Below are 20,705 nucleotides of genomic sequence, written 5' to 3'. Positions count from 1 at the left end.
GGCTAAGCATTTGTGACGCAAGTGAATTCTCATCCCGTTGTGGTCGTCGATTTCGGCGCCCAGTATGCCCAGTTAATTGCGCGCCGTGTGCGCGAGGCGAATATTTATTCAGAGGTGGTGCCCCACACCGCGACCGCTGAAGAGATCAAGGCGAAGAATCCCGCCGCGCTGATCCTCTCCGGTGGTCCATCCTCGGTGTACGCCGAGGGGGCGCCGCGCCTTGATTCCGATATTTTCGAGCTTGGCCTGCCGATCTTCGGCATTTGCTATGGCTTCCAATACATGACCGCTAGCCTGGGCGGCACTGTGGCCGCCACTGGCGCCCGCGAATATGGCCGCACCGATCTCACCGCTACCGAGGGCGTGCTTCACGCCGGGCTCGACTCCACCCACAAGGTGTGGATGAGCCATGGCGATGCCGTGACTCAGGCCCCCGAGGGCTTCGATGTCACCGCCACCACGGCTGGTGCGCCGGTTGCTGCATTTGAGAACGTCGATAAGCGCATGGCGGGCGTGCAGTACCACCCCGAGGTCATGCATTCTCCGCATGGCCAGGAGGTGCTCACCCGTTTCCTTACGGAGATCGCCGGGCTGGAGCAGAATTGGACCGCCGCGAATATCGCCACCGAGCTTGTCGACGCCGTCCGCTCCCAAGTGGGCGAGCACGGCCGCGCCATCTGCGGCCTGTCGGGTGGTGTGGATTCCGCCGTGGCAGCCGCTCTCGTGCAGCGAGCCATTGGGGATCGCCTCACCTGTGTATTCGTGGATCATGGCCTGTTGCGTGCCGGTGAGCGCGAGCAGGTGGAGCAGGACTTCGTGGCGGCCACTGGCGCGAAGCTTGTGACGGCACACGAGGCCGATGCCTTCCTCGCCAAGCTGAAGGGTGTGAGCGATCCGGAGGAGAAGCGTAAGGCCATTGGCCACGAGTTCATCCGTTCCTTCGAGCGTGCCGTTGCTGGTGTGCTGGAGGATGCTCCCGAGGGATCCAGCGTGGACTACCTCGTGCAGGGCACCCTGTACCCAGACGTGGTGGAATCCGGCGGTGGTTCGGGTACCGCGAATATTAAGAGCCACCACAATGTGGGCGGTCTGCCGGACGATGTCGAGTTCGAGCTTGTCGAACCGCTACGGCTGCTGTTTAAGGACGAGGTTCGCGCAGTGGGTCGCGAGCTGGGTCTGCCCGAGGAGATCGTGGGCCGCCAGCCCTTCCCCGGTCCTGGTTTGGGTATCCGCATTATCGGTGAGGTCACCGAGGAGCGTCTCGAGACACTCCGCAAGGCCGATCTCATTGCTCGGACCGAGCTCACCGCAGCTGGGCTTGACCAGGAGATCTGGCAGTGCCCCGTGGTCCTGCTGGCAGACGTCCGCTCCGTGGGCGTGCAGGGCGACGGCCGCACCTATGGCCACCCGATCGTGCTGCGCCCGGTGAGCTCCGAGGACGCCATGACCGCCGACTGGACTCGACTGCCCTTCGATGTGTTGGAAAAGATTTCCACCCGCATTACCAACGAGGTCGAGGACGTCAACCGAGTTGTCTTGGATGTCACCTCCAAGCCCCCGGGAACTATCGAGTGGGAGTAGAGGGCCGATCGTCTTTCGGGACGATCAACGGCCCCGCTGTTGCCGGGTCCTGAACGACCAGCGCGTCAAGATCAAAGACTTCGCGCAACAGTTCTGGCGTGATCACTGCCTGCGGCTCGCCCGCGGCGGCGATCGCGCCTTTTTTCATCACTATCAGATGATCGGAGTAGCGCACCGCTAGGTTGAGATCGTGGAGAACCATCACCACGGTGCGCCCGCGCAGCCCGCGAACCAGCCGCAGCACCTCAAGGGAGTGCGACAAGTCAAGGTAGGTGGTGGGCTCATCAAGAAAGAGCACCTCGGTATCTTGGGCCAGCACCATGGAGATCCACACTCTCTGGCGTTGTCCTCCCGAGAGCTCGTCTACCTGCCGTTCTGCCAACTCGGTGGAGCCGGTGAGTGCTAGCGCTTTCTCTACCTCCGCTTCGTCTGTAGAGGACCACTGGTTATACCACCGCTGGTGTGGGTGGCGACCACGAGAAACCAAGTCGGCTACGCGCAAACCTGATGGAGCTTCAGGGCTTTGGGGTAGCATCGCGATTCGTGTCGCCAGCGCCTTCCGCTTCATCGTAGAGATATCGTGGCCTCCAAGGGTTACCGTTCCCGATGCGTCCATAAGGCGGGCGGTAGCGCGCAACAAGGTTGACTTTCCGCAGCCATTGGGGCCAATGATTGTGGTTATCTTGCCTGCGGGAAATTCCACGTTGAGATCGTTTAATATCACGCGTTTGTCGTAGCTGACGCTGAGATTCTTTGCGGTGACACTCATACTCATGCGTTGACCTTTCTCAACAAATAAATCAAGAACAGGCCACCTAGTGCTGAGGTCACGAGACCTACAGGCAGCTCTGTGGGAAGAAGAGTTTGGGTTGTGATATCGGCAGCGAGCACCAATGCTGCGCCCATCAGTGCCGAGGCCAGCAGGGGCGGAGTAGACACACCTGATACCCGCAATGCCAGCTGTGGCGCCACAAAGGCAACAAACCCGATGGGTCCAGCGGCCGATACTGCGAGAGCTGCCACGAGCACCGCCACACCTAGGAATGTGAGATAGCTGGCATTGACTCGAACTCCTAGGCTGGCCGCCGAATCTTCTCCTAGCGACGTGGCCTTGAGTTGATGCGCCATCCAGCCGATGAGCGGCAGCAGCGCAATGATCACCACACAGAGTGGAAGCGCTCGCCCCCAGTGGGCTGCGTTCAGTGAACCGGTGAGCCAAAATTGGGCGCTGGTTGCATCACGGATATCAGCGCGGATCATCAAGAAATTGATGTACGACTGCAACAGGGCCGTCACAATAATCCCGCACAGCACGAGCCTATAGGGGTCGAGTGAACGTCGAAATGCAAGTGCCCAAATGGCGAGTGCAGTCACACAAGCTCCAACCAGAGCGGCCAGCGGTAGGCTCCATGTCGCGGCTCCGAGAGTGAGCACCGTGACCGCCGCCGCTGAGGCACCACTGGTGATGCCAAGGATGTCAGGGCTGGCCAGTGGGTTGCGGGTGACAGATTGAGTGAGTGCCCCCGAAAGCCCTAAGGCAATGCCTACCACTATGGCCGTAGCCGTTCGGGGCAGGCGCCATTGATACACAACGAGTTGCTCGGCGCGAGAACCGTGACCAGCCAGCACGGAGAGAATATTGAGCCGGTAGTCGCCCACGATCGACACAGACAATCCAGCAAGCACCATGATGCCCGCTGCGAGGGCGAGGGTGGCCACGAAAGCTCTGACGCGCCACACAGTAGATAAGGGTCCGTAGCGCAGTGCCCTCACAGTGCGTTCACCCGCTTTCGGTACATCAGCATGAGGAAGAACGGGGCTCCCACAAACGCTAGGACAATGCCCACCTGCAGCTCGCCGGGGCGTACGATGAGCCGGCCAACGACATCAGCTACGAGCAACAAAGCGGCACCTGCGAGAGCTGAGTAAGGCAGTAACCAACGGTAGTCTGGGCCGGTCAGCGCGCGCGCAATATGAGGTACGACTAGACCTAAGAAACCGATTGGGCCGGCGGCGGCGGTGGCAGCGCCGGCGAGGAGAGAGATGAGGAGCATGCCGCAGATGCGGGCCCGATAGGTGTTGATACCCAAGGCTGCCGCCGCATCCTCACCTAGGTTGAGGACGTTGAGCGTAGGACCGGTAGCGAGGGCTGCGATAACCCCTAAGAGTACGAGTGGCAGTACACCATAGAATACCGAGAGATCGCGGCCTGCTACGGAACCAACCGTCCAAAAACGCATGAGGTTAAGGTTCTGTTCATCGGTGAGAACAAGGGCGCTCGTGAATGAGTACAGGACAGCGCTGAGCGCGGCACCAGAGAGAATGAGAGTGAGGGGATTCATCCGGCCCTTACCGGAGGTGGCAAGACCAAATACCACGATTGTGGACGCAATCGCCCCGCCAAATGCCAACAATGAGGTCGAGGTAATACTGGATAGTCCAAAGAAGGAAAATCCTGTGACTACGGCTAGGGCGGCGCCTGAGGAAATCCCGAGCAGACTCGGGTCTGCTAGCGGATTGCGCGTATGCCCTTGGATGAGTGCCCCAGCAACACCCAACGCCGCGCCGACGAGCAAGGCAAGAAGTGTGCGTGGATAGCGCAAGTGGGCAATGACGTGTATGTCCCGATCAACGATATGGTCATCCCCTATGTGGGGGAGGGCTCGGACAGCTGTGCCGAGGGGTATGTCGCGGGCCCCCAATAGCAAGCTGGAAAGGACCCCGAGTACCACGATGATGATCAATAGGAGCAGGCCGTAGAGGCGGCGACGGTGTAGGGACATGATCCTCACTGGGCAGATTCGAGGAAATCGGGAACGCCGCGATAGTAACACACCCAATTGTAGGAAAGGCTGGGGTTAGTTAGTGTTACCTAGAAACCTAGTGAGAAAGGGCACCATGCTGAACTTTTCCCTTGCAAAACGCGCTGTCGCTGTCGTTGTCGCTACGGCGATTGGCGTGACCGGCTGCAGCAGCGATGGCGGTGACACTTCGACCGCCAAAGACTCCGATTTCGAGACCATCACCATTGAGCACGCTCTTGGGACCGCTGAGATCGACACCAAACCTGAGCGCGTTGTCACTCTCGGCCAGGGGTCGGCCGAAACCGCTATCGCTTTGGGTGTTGTACCCGTTGCCGTGGAGGAGTACGCGTGGGGTGCTGATGAATCTGGCTACCTGCCGTGGGTGAAGGAGGCCGTCGACGATATGGAGGGCGAACTGCCTCAGCTCTTCCAGGGTGGCGAGGAGCTCTCCGCCGAAGAGGTATTGGGTTTCGAGCCCGATCTGATCTTGGCGCCGTGGTCCGGTATTACCCAAGACCAATACGATCAGCTCAGTGCGATCGCCCCCACGGTTGCTTACCCCGAGGAACCGTGGACAATCACGTGGGAGCAGCAAATTGCCACCGTTGCCACCGCCCTGGGGGAGAAAGATCGTTCGGACGAACTCATCAAGGAGATCAACGACGAATTTGCGGCGGCCGAGGAGCCGAATTACAAGGACACTACCTTCAGCTTCATCTACAACACCGGGCCTGAGGCTCTAGGCGTCTTTATGCCTGACGAGCAGCGTGTGGCCGTGGTGAGGAAGCTTGGTTTGGCCGTGGATCCCGTAGTGGAGGAGCTAGAGAAAGATATCGTCGAGGGCACCGATTCTGCACCGCTGAGTCCTGAAAACTTGGACAAGCTAGACGGCTCCGATCTAATTTTCACATTCTATCGAGATGAGGAGAATCGGACCCAGATGCATGAAGACCCAGCCTATTCTCGGATCCCCGCCATTGAACGCGGATCCGAGGTGGCACCCACTGACCAGTCGCTTGTCACAGCATCGTCGATGATTAACCCATTGAGCGTGCCATGGATGCTTGATCGCTACAAGAAACTGATTGACGAGGCCATTTCCAAGGTTTAGGGCCTAGGCGAACCGTAGATCCAATAGGGGCTCCAGCGAATGTTGTGTGCTGGAAGCCCCCATTTTTCTGAGGCATGGCGTTTGACCGCTCGACTGAGTGATTGCTCGCCACAGCCCCACACGTAGCCAGGGTGGTAGGCCTCGAGTAGTGGGGTGGGCTCTACCGAGGAGCCGTACTGTACGCGGCACGACTGCAGTTGTGCGCTCCATCGTTCCACCAACCCTGGCTCTAGATCATCGGGGTCTTCCGTGAGCACGAGCACCGAGACGTGTTCCAAGCTTTCTGGCGCTGTGTACTCAAGAAACTCAAGGATCGCGAGAATCGAAGGTGTGGAGGATGCATCGCCGATGAGCAATTGCTCGGGATGGGCGTGACACCACAGCCCTTGGGCGCTAAAGTATCCGACTGCCGCGCCGGGCTGAACGCTCAACGCCCAGCGCAGTCCGGGGCCGATGCCTTCGGTGTTGGGGTCGGTAACGCCGTGGGTGGCGATGTCGACGGTGATGGTCCCAGCGGTGGGGTCGAGCTTCCTAACGGTGTACCACCGCAGCGCTGGTCGCTGCTCCTCAGGTAGGTAGCAGGTGTGCTGGCGAATATTACCTCCGTTATAGGGCTCGAGCGGTTCGTAGTTGGTGCCCGGTGGGGGCATGAAAAGTCCGAAGTACTCATCGGGCCCTGTGAGGCGAAAATGGTGGAACTCCTCGGCCGCCAGCGTGATCCTGAGTAGTCGCGGGGCGATCCACTCGCGGCTCGCCACCTCAGCGGTGATGATCTGAGGATCGTTACGCCGAGGGGCTTTGGGCAGTGTCAGGCTTTGGTAGGGGCTGTTCAACATACATCCTTTCCTTGACTTAAGGCGAGGATAGCCTAATCTATGTTCCTGTGTGGTCGCTATTCAGTTCTCTCTGTTCGGCTCTAGAAGGGGGCCGGCTCGTTGCGGTCTTCTGGGGTGGTGCCGGTGGCGGCCATGACGCGCTCATTCTTTTGCCGCTTGACCCTCTTTCGGCGGGTCATCCGGTTGTCTAGGCTGACGCGCCGCATCTTGGAGGACACCCCCTCTGCGACCGAGCGGGAAATCTCGCCGGTCTTGGAGCGCCACGTGGTGGTGCCCTGCGGGTCGACCGTGACGGTGTACTCGCCAAGGGTCTTCATGTTGTGGTGCCGCTTGCACAGCGGCTGGAGGTTCCAGGTGGCCGTTAGGTCACCCTCGTGCCATTCGGCGATGTGGTCGATCTCGCAGCGGTTGGCGGGGACCGGGCAGCCGGGGTGGTTGCAACATCCGTAGCGGGCGATCACCTCGTGGCGCTGCGCCTCGGTGGGGGCGTATCCGGGCTTTTCTGAGTCGGACAGTAGCTGAAGGTGGGTGATCCAGCTGAGGACCTCGTCTGTGGCGAGATCCCCGAGCCAGCCGGTGGTCGGGGTCCAAGCGCCTTTGTTGAACCAGTCGCCGTAGACGTGCATGACCACGTCGAGGTCGATGCTATTGAGGATTAGGCCCACGAACCCGTCCGCGCGGGTGCGCCCATCGCGGGCGGCTGCCGAGATGGCCTCGGCTACCAGCATGCCGCGGTGAGCGTTGAGGTTAGCGGTGATGGTGTAGGTATTTGTCAGCGGGTTGTGCTGGAGGTCCACCCACTCGTGCTCCTCGCGCTGGGGGTCGGGCTGATCGGTTTCGGCGGCCGGTGGGTCAATCATCCGGAGGATCTCGGCAATGCGGGAGCGTAGCCAGTAGGGGCCTTTGAGCGCCTGGCGGTCGACTCGGGGGAGTATTCGATCGAGGAAGCGCACTTCGAACTCGGCGGTGAACTCATCCTGCATGGCCTCCACCGCGTAGGTGAAGGCCCACAGGTGAGCCTCGTTAAACACCGGCCTGAGATTGAGGAAGGCCGCTATCAGTGGGAAGCGGAGCAGCGCCTGAGCGAGGTCAAGGTGCTTCAGAATGTAGCCATCGGTACAGCTATAGCGTTTGGCCATGTAGGAGCAGAAGGCGTCGTAATGCTCCTGCTGCTCCTCGTATTGGCGGAAAAGGTGCAGTGCGAAGCGGATGCGCCGAGCATTCTCCGCTAGGGGGTCGAACTCGCTGAGGGTGAGCTCCGAACTCAGCGGGGAGTCGGGCTCCCAGTGGCGCTCGTGGCAGAAGCGGAGTGACTCATCGTGTATTCGCCGCTTGACCGAGGAGTAGCCGAAGAAACCCTGGTAGTGGTGATCGTCGGGAAAGGGGAAAGCCTGGGGATCTATCATGAGTGTCCTTATGTTCGGGTGGTTGTTTTGTTGGGCTTAGTATGCCACCGACGCGGGACACTGTCTAGGGCTGAATAGAACATAGGTTCGATAGAGCAAGTTCTGCACATTCCTAATCGAACCAGCACGTAAGCATCGCAAGCCTCTCAGGTAGGTTCGAACACCTCAGTCATACTGCACATTCTCCGTTGTGGAGCTGAGAACCCAGAGCACCAGCCGCTGCAGCTCAAAGGGGCAGGGAAGTGTGTGGTTGTCAGAGTCCGGAAGGAGCTGCCACAGCAGGGTGAGATCCACCTCTACCGCGGTGGCGGCGTCGAGCGTGCCGACGCTACGTTGCACAATTTCATAGTGCATCGCCGAGAAGATGGGCCGCGCCTGTAGGAATGCAGCAAGTAGAGGCAGCTGGCGCAGGCAGACGCCGTCGGTAACGAGCGCCCGGTGGGCGGCGCGGTGGCGGACGCGGGCGTCAATGTCGCTCTCCACGTCAAAGCGCAGGATGGGGTCGTTTGCCAGCTCTAGTACGAGTGGGCATAGCGGGTGGGAGGAGTAGCTTTCGCGCAGCTCGGTAGGTATGCAGCGGACGCTAAGGGTGGATCCCATGGCGGTCTCCTAAGGTTGAGGGAATACGGCGACTCCACATACTTTCCCTCACCAATTAATTGGGTGCGGTCTAGCATTGCACATTTGGGAGTGCATCGATAGCCGCCAATACTCGGCCGCCAATGCTCAACCGCCGGGCCGTCCCTCACTCCTCCTCCAACGCCGCGCACACGGTCTCCACCTCGTCGGGAATCCGAGCGTGATGCACGCCAGAGAGCTCAATGACTCGGCCGAGCCGTGAGGAGTATTCCGGAACGGACGTGTCGTGGCTGCTGATTATGGACACAATGTCTACCCCCTCGGGCACGACTGGTGCGAAGGGCTGCATGATATCGGTGAAACTGCGCCCCAAGAGGCGAGAGATGAGCATCTGGCTGAGTGCCGAGTGGGGTGGCACTCCGCGCCAACAGGCTCCAAGCCCGATGATGCGTCCGATGCGTCCCTGGAGTTCGGGGCAGTCGGCGGCGAGGAGCCCCACCAGCCCGCCAAGGGAATGCCCGATGATGTCGAGGTGCGAGTTGGCGTCGATAAGCATGGAACGCACCTCGGCGACACAGTCGTTGAGGGGTGCGGTGCCGCGGCGACCATACTCGGGGGCGATGACGCGTCGGCCTCGTGCATCGAGTTCTGTGGCGAGTTCTGCGAAGTTGCCGGGCGAGCTGAGTGTGCCGTGGAGCAGAACCACGAGCCGGCCGGAACTGTGCAGTTCAGGGAGTCGGCCGCGCCGCGGGATCACATGTCGAAGCATGCCTTAAGCATGTGGCCTCACCCCCGCTGCGGGCAAATGAGATGGGAATGTCCTGTGAAAGCGTTAAGCTGGGTGGGCCTAGAATCCATGCGTGATAAGGGAGCAAAAACTTATGGCTCGTGTAGTTGTGAACGTGATGCCCAAGACGGAAATTCTCGATCCCCAAGGTCAGGCTGTGGTGCGTGCGCTCGGCCGGCTGGGTGTTGAGGGCGTGAACGATGTGCGTCAGGGTAAGCGTTTCGTGCTAGACGTTGAAGACACCGTCACCCCGGAGGATCTGGAGAAGGTGGCCGAGAAGCTGCTGGCGAACACCGTGATCGAGGACTTCGAGGTCCTCGGCGTTGAGGTGGTGTAAGTGAGCGCGAAGATTGGTGTCATTACCTTCCCAGGCACGCTCGATGATGTCGACGCCTCCCGTGCGGTGCGTCTCGCTGGCGCGGAGGCGGTGAGCCTGTGGCATAAAGATACGGATCTCCATGGGGTGGATGCCGTGGTGGTGCCGGGCGGTTTCTCCTATGGGGACTATCTGCGCTCCGGTGCGATTTCTGCGCTGGCGCCGGTGATGGAATCGGTGATCGAGGCAGCCACGAAGGGCATGCCGGTGCTGGGGATCTGTAATGGTTTCCAGATTTTGACAGAAGCAGGTCTGCTTCCTGGGGCGCTCACCAGGAACCAAGGCCTGCATTTTCATTGTGTCGATACGTATCTCGAGGTGGCGAACGCCGACACGGCCTGGACTTCCACTCTGAGCGAGGGGCAAAAGATCCTCATCCCCGCCAAGCACGGGGAAGGCCGCTTCCAAGCCAGCGCCGAAACTATTAAGCAGCTGGAAGATACCGGGCGGGTGGTGTTTCGCTACACCGATAATTTCAACGGATCCATGAACCGCATTGCGGGCGTGTGCTCGGAGAATGGCCGCGTGGTGGGCCTGATGCCGCACCCAGAGCACGCCGTGGAAGAGCTCACTGGCCCCTCGCTCGACGGGTTGGAGCTGTTCCTTTCTGCTATCGGACGAGTCGCCGCCTAGGACAAGGGAAGTACTATTCATGACGTTCAATGACACAGTGGCCGCCGCCACCCAGGACCCCCACGCCCCGCAGCCTTATGCGGAACTCGGCCTCAAGGATGACGAATACCAGCGCATCACCGAGATCTTGGGTCGCCGCCCCACCGACGCCGAGCTGGCGATGTACTCGGTGATGTGGTCCGAGCACTGCTCCTATAAGTCCTCCAAGGTGCATCTGCGCTACTTCGGCGAAACCACCACCGAGGAGATGGCCTCCAAGATTCTGGCCGGCATCGGCGAGAACGCTGGCGTGGTGGACATCGGCGACGGCAACGCCGTGACCTTCCGCGTGGAATCCCACAACCACCCCTCCTATGTGGAGCCCCACCAGGGCGCGGCCACGGGTGTGGGCGGCATCGTTCGCGACATTATGGCCATGGGCGCCCGCCCCATCGCGGTGATGGACCAACTGCGCTTCGGCCCCGCCGACGCCCCGGACACCCAGCGCGTCCTGCCGGGCGTGGTGGACGGCATCTCCCACTACGGCAACTGCCTCGGCCTACCGAATATCGGCGGCGAAACCGTGTTTGACCCCTCCTATGCGGGCAACCCGCTGGTCAACGCCCTGTGTGTGGGCACGCTCAAAACCGAGGATCTCAAGCTGGCCTTCGCCTCAGGTAAGGGCAACAAGGTGATGCTCTTCGGCTCCCGCACCGGCCTCGACGGCATCGGCGGGGTGTCCGTGCTCGCCTCCGACACCTTCGAGGAAGGCGCCGAGCGCAAGCTGCCGGCCGTGCAGGTGGGAGATCCCTTCGCGGAGAAGGTACTCATCGAGTGCTGCTTGGATCTGTACGCCGCCGGAGTGGTGGTGGGCATCCAGGACCTCGGCGGTGCTGGGCTGGCCTGCGCCACCTCCGAGCTGGCCGCCTCCGGCGACGGCGGCATGAGCATCAACTTGGATGCCGTGCCGCTGCGTGCCGAGAACATGACGGCCGCCGAGATCCTCTCCTCCGAATCCCAGGAGCGCATGTGCGCCGTGGTTCGGCCCGAGGATGTCGAACGCTTCAAGCAGATCTGTGAGCACTGGGATGTCACCTGCGCCGAGATCGGCGAGGTTTCCGAGGGCGAGCACCTGGTGATTCGCCACCGCGGCGAGGTGGTGGTGGACGCCCCCGCGCACACCATCGCCAACGAGGGACCGGTGTACGAGCGTCCCTTCGCCCGCCCCGACTGGCAGGATGAGCTGCAGCAACAGCGCGACCTCCCACAGGCCGAGTCCGCCGCGGTGGCCCGCGAGGTGTGGCTGCGCATGGTGGGCTCCCCGGCGTTGTGCTCCCGCTCCTTCATCACCGAGCAGTACGACCGCTACGTGCGCGGCAATACCGTCCAGGCCCGCAACGCCAACTCGGGTGTCTTGCGCATCGATGAGGAGACGGGCCGCGGGGTGGCCGTCTCCGCCGATGCCTCCGGCCGTTACACCAAGCTCGACCCGAACACCGGCGCCCGTCTCGCGCTGGCGGAGGCCTACCGCAACGTGGCGGTCACTGGCGCCCAGCCGATCGCCGTCACCAACTGCCTCAACTTCGGCTCGCCCGAGGATCCGGCGGTGATGTGGCAGTTCCGCGAAGCCGTGCACGGGCTGGCCGATGGCTCCCGCGAGCTGGGGATTCCGGTCTCCGGCGGCAATGTCTCCTTCTACAACCAAACGGGCACCGAGGCGATCCTGCCCACCCCGGTGGTGGGTGTGCTGGGCGTGATCGACAATGTCGCCCACTCCATTCCTGCCCATCTTCCCGCCGACGCCGCTCCGGGCACCCGCCTGCTGCTGCTCGGCGAAACCAAGGATGAGCTGGGCGGATCCATCTACCAGGAGGTAGTGGCAGGGGATCTCTCCGGTATGCCGCCGAGCGTGGACCTCTCCCGAGAGCAGGCCCTGGCCACGTTCTTCCACGGCTCCACCGACATCCTCGCCGCCCACGACCTCTCCGAGGGCGGGCTCTCCCAGGCCATCGCTGAGCTGGCTATTCACTCCGGCTGCGGCATGAGCCTCTCGCTTGTCGACGTCGCCTCGCAGCCCACCAGCGCCCTCTTCTCGGAATCGGCCTCCCGGGCCGTGATCGCCGTGCGCGAGGAGGATGTGGACGCCGTGCAGTCCCGCGCCGCCTCCTGTGGGGTGCCGGTGACGGATCTCGGTGCCACCTCGGACAGCGACACCGTGGCCATCGAGCTGCCCGGCGGCGAGAGCCTGGAGGTCTCCGTGACCGAGCTGGAGCAAGCATGGAGCTCCACCTTGCCGGATCTCTTCGGCCACGCCGCCGGCGCTAACTCGGTGGTGGAGTAGCGGCGCAGAGCTTGGTATCAACCAAAAGGTTGATACCAGGTTCAACCCCTTGCACGATGTGCTCTGAGCTGCGTCGATGCTGAAATTGAAGGCATGGATGTCACTCGTAGTTTTCGCAGCGCTCGGCACAGCTGGATCAGCCTCGGCCTTGTAGCGTGCATACTCACCGCTCTATTCGCCCTCCTTGGCGGCACCGAGGCCTCGCACGCCCGAGACGCCGCCCCCTCGGATTCCGAGTCCACCCAGGTGGCACGCCTCATGGAGGATTTCCCCGGCGCGGACGAGGACACCGTAATGGCGGTGGTGAAGAAGCAGGATCACTCGGCGCTGAGCGAGCAGGATCTTGCCGCCGCCGCAGCGGCGATCCCCGGGGCGGAGCAGGCCCGCCCTATTCTCAGCGATGATGCCCACGCCGGGCTCATCATGTTGGACGTGCCCGCCGCCGAGAGCGGTAGCGAGATGGGCAGCTATCTCAAGGATCTGCGCGCCGATATCGCCGCCGACACTCCGCAGGGGCTGGACATCGCCGTCACCGGCGGTGCCGCCTTCGGCGCGGATGTGGCCGCTGCCTTCGAGGGGGCTAATTTCACGCTGCTGGCAGTTACTGTCGCCATCGTCGCCCTCCTACTTATCCTCACCTACCGCAGCCCTGTGTTGTGGCTGATCCCGCTGGCCGTGGTGGCCATCGCTGATCGGGTGGCCGCGCTGGTCACCGCGTGGATCGGTGGCGAGTTCGGCCTCGAGTTCGACGCCGGCATTGTCTCCGTCTTGGTCTTTGGTGCCGGCACCAACTACGCCTTGCTTCTCATCTCTCGCTACCGCGAGGAGCTCGTCCGACACGAGGATCACCGCGCGGCCCTCGCCGCGGCCTGGCGGCAGTCCTTCCCAGCGATCGCGGCCTCCAATATCACCGTGGTGCTCTCCCTGCTGAGCTTGGGTCTGGCTGTTATACCCGGCACCCGTGGGCTGGGCATCGTCTCGGCTGTGGGTATTCTCATTGCCCTGGTTTCGGTGCTGTTCGTGCTGCCACCGGCGTTGTCTCTGGCGGGGCGCAAGGCTTTTTGGCCGCTGATCCCGAAGGTGGGGGAGGAGTCCGTCAAGCCCTCGCTCTATCGCCGCGTGGCTAGTTCCGTCATGCGCCGCCCGGTGGCCGTGCTTGTCGCCGGGGTGGTCGTGCTCGGGGCGTTGTCTGCCGGGCTGGTCTCCACCACGGTGGGCCTGAATCAAATGGAGAAGTTCCGCACCGAAACCGAGTCCGCGGCCGGCTTCGCCACCCTGGAGGAGCACTTCCCAGCTGGGGAGGCCCAGCCGAACTATGTGCTGGCCCGCGCCTCGCATCAGGATGAGGTGCTCTCCACCATCAACCACCTCGACGATGTCGTGCGCGCCATGCCGCTGGGTGTGTCCACGGACGGCGAGTGGGCGAAGATCATGGTCACCACCGACGCCGCCCCGGGCACCGAGCAGTCGCTGGATTTTGTCCGCGAGCTCCGTACAGCCGTACATGAGGTTCCGGGGGCCGATGCGAAGGTCGGCGGCGAGCAAGCCACCGAGGTGGATGCCCGCGATGGCAATGCGCGCGATCTGAAGGTGCTGGTGCCGGTCATCTTGGCCATTAACCTGCTGGTGCTCACGATGCTGCTGCGCTCGGTGGCCGCACCAATCTTGCTGGCGTTGAATGTGCTCAGTGCTGGCGCCGCTATCGCCGTGGGCAGCTGGATCTCGGGCGCGGTATTCGGGGTGGACGCCCTGGATCTCTCGGTGCCACTGATTTCCTTCCTCTTCCTCGTGGCCATGGGCATTGACTACACCATCTTCCTCGTGCACCGGGCCTCCACGGAGCGGGCGCTCCACGGCACCCGAGAGGGCATGGTGGAGGCGGTTAGCCACACGGGTGTGGTGATCACCTCGGCCGGTGTGGTGCTGGCGGGCGTGTTTGCCGCGCTCGGGGTGCTGCCGCTTGTGACCCTGGGCCAGCTGGGCATTATCGTGGGACTCGGTGTGCTGCTCGATACCATCATCACCCGCACCATCATCGTGCCGGCCGCCTTCGGCGCCCTGGGTGATGCCATCTGGTGGCCCCGCCGTGCCCCAGCCGCGCCCAAGGAGAATACCGAGTATGCCTATGCAGGTAGCGCCAGCTAAACACCCCTTCGGCATGCGGAGCTCTTCGCCCGCTGCCATCCTCGCGGTGGGGGAGACGATCACCGCGTGCATCCTGGTGATCGTCGGCGCCATCGGGGCGCTAAGCGAGGCCTCGCCGTGGATTGTGCTGCCCGCCGTGGCCGTGTTCTGTGGGGCCTTCGCCCTGCATCGGCGGCCCGTGCTGCTGCTGTGCATCTGGCTGGGTCTGCTGTGCGTGAGCTTTTCCTTCACCTGGGTGGCCTTTGTGTTGTTCCTGCTCGCCGGGCACTATCTGCGCGGTCCCCTGCTCGTGGGCTATGCGCTGCTGGTACTGGCCGGGGTATGGGGTGCCACGTGGGTGTACAACGATCAGGTGAGCGCGCCGCAGCTGCTGGGTCCGGCGATCGGTGCTCTGGTGGCCATCGGCATGAGCCGCGGCTATGTGGAGCTGCTGCGTATTCTCAGCGATCTCGAGCGGGCACATGAGGAGATGGCGTATCTGCAGGATGAGCTTGCCGCCACTCAGCGTGAGTCGGGGGCCATGGATGAGCGCACCCGCATCTCCCAGGACATTCATGACACGATCGCTCAGGGGCTCAGCTCCATTCGGCTGCTGGCCCAGCCCTCCAATCCGGCCCCGGCGGAGGAGAAGCTGGCATTGATCGAGGAGGTGGCCACCGAGAATCTGGCGGAGGTCCGCCGCATTGTTGCCGATCTCGCCCCGCATGGCTTGGAGGACAATCCCCTCGCCGCCGCCCTGCAGACGATGGTGGACGGCAGCGAGATCGATGCCGAGCTGGAGGTGCACAGCTCCGCCCAGTTCAGCGAGCCCATCGAGATCGCGCTGCTGCGTGTGGCCCAATCGGCGCTGGCGAATGTGCGGCTGCACGCCGCGGCCTCACGGGTGCGGGTCAGCCTGGACAGCGATCAGGAGCATGTCCGCATGGACATCGTGGACGATGGGATTGGTTTTGATGTCGAGGCGTGGGAGCGTCATCGCGCCAGCACGAGCTTCGGCCTGAGTTTCATGCGTTCGCGCCTGCAGAAGCTGGGCGGCGGGCTGGATATTGAGTCGGCCCCAGGCGAGGGCACGGCCATCTCCGCGTGGGTGCCGCTCTAAACTACAAGGCATGTCCATCGCAGTAGCGCTTATCGACGACCACCCCGTGGTCCGTTCAGGGCTCAAGGCCATTCTCAACGCCCAGCCGGAGATCCGCGTCGCCGCCGAGGCCGGGAGCGTGGCGGAGGCAGTGGCCGCTATCGCCGAGGCCCGCCCGGATGTGGTGCTCTGCGATCTGCGCCTCGGGGCCAGCGATAGCGACGGGGTGGAGGTGATCCGCGGCAGCGAGCAACCGGTGGTGATCCTGTCCACCTATGATCGCGAGCGCGACATCCGCGCCTGCCTCGATGCCGGCGCCCACGGCTATCTGGTCAAGGACGCCCCCGTAGACACAATCGTGGAGGCCATCCGCGCCGTCGCCCGCGGCGAGGTATACGTGCAAAGCTCCCTCGCCGGGAAACTCTTGGCAGCACCCGCCCCGGCCCAGCTCACCGAGCGGGAACGCGATGTGCTGCAATTGGTGGCCACGGGGGCGAGCAATAAGGACATCTCGAAGCAGCTCTTCATCTCCCAGGCCACCACCAAAACCCACTTGGTACATATCTTTTCCAAGCTGGGGGTGGATTCCCGCACCCGGGCGGTGCATGTGGCCACCGAGCGGGGGCTGATTTAATCCACGAACGCCCGGCCCTCGCGCAGCACCAGCGGCCGCGGGGTGTATTGGGCGCGCAGTTCGCGCAGGGTGGTGGCGTGCTCGGCGAGGCGCACGTCGTCCTCGGTGCGCGGCTCGAACTGCCGGGCAGGCAGCACATTATTGTCGAGGTCCGTGGCCACATAGGTGAAGGTGGCGTGGATCGCCTGCTTGAGCTCCTCGCGCCCGCCGCGAGGATCGCCGCTGCGCACGTGCACCGACACCTGCATGCTGCGGGTGTCGGTGCGCATCAACCGAGCATCCACCTCGATGAGATCGCCGATCGAGATCGGGCGGTAGAAGCGTATACCGCCGGCGTAGACGGCGATGGTGCGCTCCCCAGCCCACTCCATGGTGCAGGCCGTGCCGGCCTCGTCAATCCACTCCATCGCGGTGCCACCGTGCACATTGCCGCCCCAGTTCACGTCGGTGGGCTTGGCCAAAAAGCGGGTGATCACCCGCGGGGCGTCGCTGGGGCCGTCGTAGCTCTGCTTTTCCATCTCCTCTTCGATGGCCTGGCGCAGCTCGATGCGCGAGATCGCGGCCTGTTCCACGCGCTGCTCGTCCTCGCTGGCGGCCTGGAACTTCGGCACCGGGGTAGAACGGCCGGTTTTGGGGTCCTTGGCCACGAAGATCACCAGGCAGTCGCAGGCGCGGGAAAAGTGGCCGTCGCGGGGATCGGCGGAGAGCACCTCGTTCACGATGTGCATCGAGGAGCGGCCCGTCATCGCAATTCGGGAGCGCACCTCTACCACGTGGCCGGAGGGGATCGGGCGGTTGAAGTGAATGTGGCCCACATAGGCGGTCACGCAGTAGGTGCCGGACCATCCCACCGCGCAGGCATAGGCTGCCTTATCGATCCACTCCAACACTCGACCGCCCGAGACGCCCCAGTTACCGGCCATCACCACATCGGTGGGTGCCGCCAAAAAACGCAGCGTGACCTTGGGCGAAGGGGCTCGGTTGGGGGAGGAGTGAACAAGTTCAGACATAAGCGCTTTCTCCGGAGGGGTTGGGTCAGTAGCTCACAGGCTACCAACAGTTAAGCTGGGGCCTACTATGGCTAAAAAGATTGACCCCGCAGAGATGCGCGCCGCTGTGCGCGAGAGTGAGGATCCCCAGGCGCCGCGTTCGACTATCGCCCGGGCGGTTCGGCTCAGCGCCCGCACGGTGGAGCAGCTCGCGCCGGGCCACAGCGTGGAGGTGCGGGTACCGCCCTTCGTGGCGGTGCAATGTATCGAGGGGCCGCGCCACACCCGTGGCACCCCGCCGAATGTGGTGGAGATGAGCCCTGAGGTGTGGCTTCGTCTCGCCGCCGGGCGCAGCACATGGGAGGAAGAACTGGCCGCGGGGCGGCTGAGCGTCTCGGGCACTCGGGCGGGCGAATTAGCCCACTGGTTGCCGCTGATATAGCCCTGATTCTCACATCGAGGAGGGCCTGGAGGTGGTGCTCTGCGCCCCCGCGTGGGGCTAAATATTCGCCACGGTGTGGCATGAGCAACTACGATTAACCCACGTGGCTATGAAAAACCGGCCCCTATCCGCTTTCGATGATCTCGGAGAACACGCCCCGCGCGAGGAGTGCGGCGTGTTCGGTGTTTTTGCCCCTGGGGAAGAAGTCGCCAAGCTCACCTACTACGGTCTGTACGCGCTGCAGCACCGCGGCCAGGAAGCCGCCGGTATTGCGGTGGGTGATGGGGACAATGTGGTGGTGTACAAGGATCTTGGCCTCGTCTCTCAGGTCTTCGATGAGGGTGCGCTTGAGGCCCTGCGGGGTAATCTCGCCATCGGCCATACTCGCTATTCCACAGCGGGCGGCGCCTGCTGGGAGAATGCCCAGCCGATGTTCCGCGTGGCCCCCGATGGCACCGATGTGGCCTTGGGGCACAACGGCAATCTCGTGAACTATCTCGAGCTGCTGCAGGAGGCCACCGAAAAGGGTTTGGTGGACCCCGCAACACACCCCTCCGACTCGGACATCATGTGCGCGCTGCTCGCCGATGGCATCTCCGAGGAGGTCTCGCTTGTCGACGCCGCCCTCAACCTCCTTCCCCGCATCACCGGCGCCTACTGCCTGACATTCACGGACGGCCATAAGCTGTATGCCGCCCGCGACCCCCACGGTGTCCGCCCCTTGTCGATCGGCCGTTTGGAGCGGGGCTGGGTGGTGGCCTCGGAAACCGCGGCCCTCGATATCGTGGGAGCCTCCTTTGTGCGGGAGGTGGAGCCAGGGGAGTTCATCTCTATCGACGATTCCGGTATCCGCTCCCACCAGTTTGCCCCCACCCGGCACAAAGGCTGTGTGTTTGAGTATGTGTACTTGGCGCGCCCGGATTCTGTGATCCGTGGCCAGTCGGTCAACGACACTCGGGTTGGGATCGGCGCGGCCTTGGCGCAGGAGCACCCGGTCGATGGTGATCTGGTGATCCCAGTGCCGGAGTCCGGCACCCCCGCTGCGGTGGGCTATTCCTATGGCTCGGGCATTCCCTTTGCCCAGGGGCTGGTGAAGAACGCCTATGTGGGCCGTACCTTCATCCAGCCCACGCAAACCATCCGCCAGCTCGGCATCCGGCTCAAGCTCAACCCGCTCAAGCAGGTACTGGCTGGGAAGCGGCTGGTGGTGGTGGATGATTCCATTGTCCGCGGCAACACGCAGCGGGCCCTGATCCGGATGCTGCGCGAGGCTGGTGCCGCCGAGGTGCACGTGCGCATCGCCTCCCCGCCGGTGAAGTGGCCGTGTTTCTACGGCATCGATTTCGCCTCCCCGGGGGAGCTGATTGCCAATGGCACCGGCGCCCGCAGCCTCGAGGAAGCCGTAGATGTGATCTGCACCGCGATCGGCGCGGATTCGCTCGGCTTCGTCTCTATCGACCACATGGTTGAGGCCTCCAAGCAGAAGCGCGAGGATCTCTGCTGTGCCTGCTTCGACGGTGTGTACCCGCTGGGCATGCCGGCTGGAAACCCGAACACCGCGCTCGTGGAGGACATGCAGCGCAATCTGAAGAAAGTGACCACGACATGACCGATCACGTTCCCTCTGATGGCGCTTCCTACGCAGCGGCCGGGGTGGATATTGCCGCCGGCGACCGCGCGGTAGAGCTCATCGCCCCGCTGGCTAAGAAGGCCACCCGCCCCGAGGTCCGTGGTGGCATTGGCGGTTTCGCCGGGCTCTTTGCCCTCGGTAAGTATGACAAGCCGCTGCTCGCCGCCGGCTCCGATGGAGTGGGCACCAAACTGGCGGTGGCCCAAGCCATGGACAAGCACGACACCATCGGCATCGATCTGGTGGCCATGTGTGTTGATGACTTGGTGGTCTGTGGCGCCGAGCCGCTATTCCTGCAGGACTACATCTCCGTGGGCAAGGTGGTGCCCGAGCACATCGCCGCGATTGTCGGCGGCATTGCCACCGGCTGCGAATTGGCCGGCTGTGCCCTGCTCGGCGGAGAAACCGCCGAGCACCCGGGTGTGATGGGGGAGAAGGAATACGATGTCTCCGCCACCGCCGTCGGTGTGGTGGAAGAGGATGAGCTGCTTGGCCCAGAGCGGGTGCGCGATGGCGATGTGATCATCGGCATGGCCTCCTCGGGGCTGCATTCCAATGGCTACTCCCTGGCCCGCTACGTGCTGTTGGAATCGGCGGGGCTGCCGCTGGATCAAGAGATCGATGAGCTTGAGCGCACCCTCGGCGAGGAATTGCTGGAGCCCACGCGCATCTACACCAAGGACTGCCTGGCGCTCGCCGCCGAATGCGATGTGCGCACCTTCTGCCATGTCACCGGCGGTGGCCTGGCGGGCAACCTGGTGCGAGTGCTGCCGGAGAACACCGTGGCAGAGATCTCTCGCTCGGCGTGGAAGCCGCAGCCGATCTTCAAGCTCATCTCCGAGCTGGGTAAGGTCAGCCGCGAAGAGATGGAGAAAACCTTCAATATGGGTGTCGGTATGGTGGCCGTGGTCTCCGCCGCGGACCGCGACCGGGCCCTGGCCATGCTCACCGCCCGGCACGTAGAAGCCTGGGAAATCGGCACCGTGCGCAGCGCCTCCAGCACCGGGGTGCAGCTCAGCGGCGAACACCCCCAGTACTAGGCATGAAGAAACCTCCCTGCTCTAAGAGCAAGGAGGTTTTTTTAAAGTAACGCGCTACTTCTCGTCTTCATCCTCGAAGTAGTCGGCCCACTCGGAGTAGAGATCGTCCTCGCGGACGTCCTCCTCCGAACGGGAGCTGTTGCTGGCGAGTTCACGCTGCAACTGCTCTAAGTCCATGTCAGGAGTGTGGTACTTCAGTTGACGAGCTACCTTAGCCTGCTTAGCCTTTGCGCGGCCGCGACCCATGGCTAGACCCCCTTGGAGTGTGCCTGAAGTGCCTCGGGCGTAGGGCACCCCATTATCGGTTTCTTCAA

General features: G+C 63.1%; 20 protein-coding genes. 11 read left to right on the top strand and 9 right to left on the bottom strand.

Annotation, left to right across the window (positions count from 1 at the left end):
* The first annotated feature begins 12 nt into the window (after nt 1–12).
* Nucleotides 13–1,581 (top strand): glutamine-hydrolyzing GMP synthase, encoded by a 1,569-nt coding sequence (gene guaA / locus CCICO_RS09645; RefSeq protein WP_026161587.1) that lies wholly within the window; start codon nt 13–15, stop codon nt 1,579–1,581.
* Here the strand turns inward: guaA and CCICO_RS09640 are convergent.
* Genes CCICO_RS09640 through CCICO_RS09630 form a run of 3 tightly spaced genes read right to left on the bottom strand, consistent with a single transcriptional unit; the run spans nt 1,565 to nt 4,364 of the window.
* A complete protein-coding gene (locus CCICO_RS09640) occupies nt 1,565–2,356 on the bottom strand; it encodes an ABC transporter ATP-binding protein (RefSeq protein WP_018020481.1) in 792 nt (263 codons plus the stop codon). The genes guaA and CCICO_RS09640 overlap by 17 nt on opposite strands.
* Entirely contained in the window at nt 2,353–3,321 is a 969-nt protein-coding gene (locus CCICO_RS09635; RefSeq protein ID WP_341860344.1) for a FecCD family ABC transporter permease, read from the bottom strand. The genes CCICO_RS09640 and CCICO_RS09635 overlap by 4 nt, the downstream gene beginning before the upstream one ends.
* 29 nt (nt 3,322–3,350) lie before the next feature.
* Entirely contained in the window at nt 3,351–4,364 is a 1,014-nt protein-coding gene (locus tag CCICO_RS09630; protein ID WP_018020479.1) for a FecCD family ABC transporter permease, read from the bottom strand.
* 115 nt (nt 4,365–4,479) lie between these two features.
* On the opposite strand from CCICO_RS09630, the gene CCICO_RS09625 reads away from it, so the two are divergent.
* Nucleotides 4,480–5,496, top strand: a complete 1,017-nt coding sequence (locus CCICO_RS09625; protein ID WP_018020478.1) for an iron-siderophore ABC transporter substrate-binding protein — start codon at nt 4,480–4,482, stop codon at nt 5,494–5,496.
* Here the strand turns inward: CCICO_RS09625 and CCICO_RS09620 are convergent.
* From CCICO_RS09620 to CCICO_RS09605, 4 genes are all read right to left on the bottom strand, one after another.
* Entirely contained in the window at nt 5,493–6,332 is an 840-nt protein-coding gene (locus CCICO_RS09620; RefSeq protein WP_018020477.1) for a siderophore-interacting protein, read from the bottom strand. The genes CCICO_RS09625 and CCICO_RS09620 overlap by 4 nt on opposite strands.
* Before the next feature lie 80 nt (nt 6,333–6,412).
* Nucleotides 6,413–7,738 (bottom strand): HNH endonuclease signature motif containing protein, encoded by a 1,326-nt coding sequence (locus tag CCICO_RS09615; RefSeq protein ID WP_018020476.1) that lies wholly within the window; start codon nt 7,736–7,738, stop codon nt 6,413–6,415.
* Between the two features lie 165 nt (nt 7,739–7,903).
* On the bottom strand, nt 7,904–8,338 hold the full coding sequence (locus CCICO_RS09610) for a hypothetical protein (protein ID WP_018020475.1): 435 nt from the start codon (nt 8,336–8,338) through the stop codon (nt 7,904–7,906).
* A gap of 145 nt (nt 8,339–8,483) precedes the next feature.
* A complete protein-coding gene (locus CCICO_RS09605; RefSeq protein WP_083878354.1) occupies nt 8,484–9,086 on the bottom strand; it encodes a lipase family alpha/beta hydrolase in 603 nt (200 codons plus the stop codon).
* Nucleotides 9,087–9,198: 112 nt separating this feature from the next.
* Here CCICO_RS09605 and purS point away from each other — a divergent pair, with 112 nt between their 5' ends.
* The 6 genes from purS to CCICO_RS09575 all read left to right on the top strand — a co-directional run bounded on the left by purS (nt 9,199) and on the right by CCICO_RS09575 (nt 16,290).
* Nucleotides 9,199–9,441: a phosphoribosylformylglycinamidine synthase subunit PurS gene (gene purS, locus CCICO_RS09600; protein WP_018020473.1), complete on the top strand. Its 243-nt coding sequence runs from the start codon at nt 9,199–9,201 to the stop codon at nt 9,439–9,441.
* A complete protein-coding gene (gene purQ, locus CCICO_RS09595) occupies nt 9,442–10,113 on the top strand; it encodes a phosphoribosylformylglycinamidine synthase subunit PurQ (RefSeq protein ID WP_018020472.1) in 672 nt (223 codons plus the stop codon).
* 19 nt (nt 10,114–10,132) lie between these two features.
* Nucleotides 10,133–12,433: a phosphoribosylformylglycinamidine synthase subunit PurL gene (purL, locus tag CCICO_RS09590; RefSeq protein ID WP_018020471.1), complete on the top strand. Its 2,301-nt coding sequence runs from the start codon at nt 10,133–10,135 to the stop codon at nt 12,431–12,433.
* Between the two features lie 93 nt (nt 12,434–12,526).
* The gene (locus tag CCICO_RS09585; RefSeq protein WP_018020470.1) at nt 12,527–14,578 is read left to right on the top strand and encodes an MMPL family transporter; all 2,052 of its coding nucleotides are present in this window, start codon (nt 12,527–12,529) and stop codon (nt 14,576–14,578) included.
* On the top strand, nt 14,553–15,677 hold the full coding sequence (locus tag CCICO_RS09580) for a sensor histidine kinase (RefSeq protein WP_026161584.1): 1,125 nt from the start codon (nt 14,553–14,555) through the stop codon (nt 15,675–15,677). Before CCICO_RS09585 ends, CCICO_RS09580 begins: the two co-directional genes overlap by 26 nt.
* Before the next feature lie 10 nt (nt 15,678–15,687).
* On the top strand, nt 15,688–16,290 hold the full coding sequence (locus tag CCICO_RS09575) for a LuxR C-terminal-related transcriptional regulator (protein ID WP_018020468.1): 603 nt from the start codon (nt 15,688–15,690) through the stop codon (nt 16,288–16,290).
* Here CCICO_RS09575 and CCICO_RS09570 read toward each other — a convergent pair.
* A complete protein-coding gene (locus tag CCICO_RS09570) occupies nt 16,287–17,300 on the bottom strand; it encodes an acyl-CoA thioesterase (protein WP_018020467.1) in 1,014 nt (337 codons plus the stop codon). The genes CCICO_RS09575 and CCICO_RS09570 overlap by 4 nt on opposite strands.
* A gap of 67 nt (nt 17,301–17,367) precedes the next feature.
* Between CCICO_RS09570 and CCICO_RS09565 the strand changes: the two genes are divergently transcribed.
* The 3 genes from CCICO_RS09565 (at nt 17,368) to purM (ending at nt 20,391) form a co-directional block, all read left to right on the top strand.
* A complete protein-coding gene (locus CCICO_RS09565; RefSeq protein WP_018020466.1) occupies nt 17,368–17,721 on the top strand; it encodes a sterol carrier family protein in 354 nt (117 codons plus the stop codon).
* Between the two features lie 109 nt (nt 17,722–17,830).
* Entirely contained in the window at nt 17,831–19,330 is a 1,500-nt protein-coding gene (gene purF, locus CCICO_RS09560) for an amidophosphoribosyltransferase (RefSeq protein WP_018020465.1), read from the top strand.
* Entirely contained in the window at nt 19,327–20,391 is a 1,065-nt protein-coding gene (gene purM / locus CCICO_RS09555; protein WP_018020464.1) for a phosphoribosylformylglycinamidine cyclo-ligase, read from the top strand. Before purF ends, purM begins: the two co-directional genes overlap by 4 nt.
* Nucleotides 20,392–20,445: 54 nt before the next feature.
* On the opposite strand, the gene CCICO_RS09550 is transcribed toward purM, so the two are convergent.
* Nucleotides 20,446–20,637, bottom strand: coding sequence for a DUF3073 domain-containing protein (locus CCICO_RS09550; protein WP_018020463.1), 192 nt, complete (start codon nt 20,635–20,637; stop codon nt 20,446–20,448).
* Between the last annotated feature and the right edge of the window lie 68 nt (nt 20,638–20,705).

This window comes from Corynebacterium ciconiae DSM 44920 (assembly GCF_030440575.1).
GTDB lineage: Bacteria > Actinomycetota > Actinomycetes > Mycobacteriales > Mycobacteriaceae > Corynebacterium > Corynebacterium ciconiae.
Note: the sequence above shows the minus strand (reverse complement) of the source record. Positions and strands in the feature narration are given on the sequence as shown.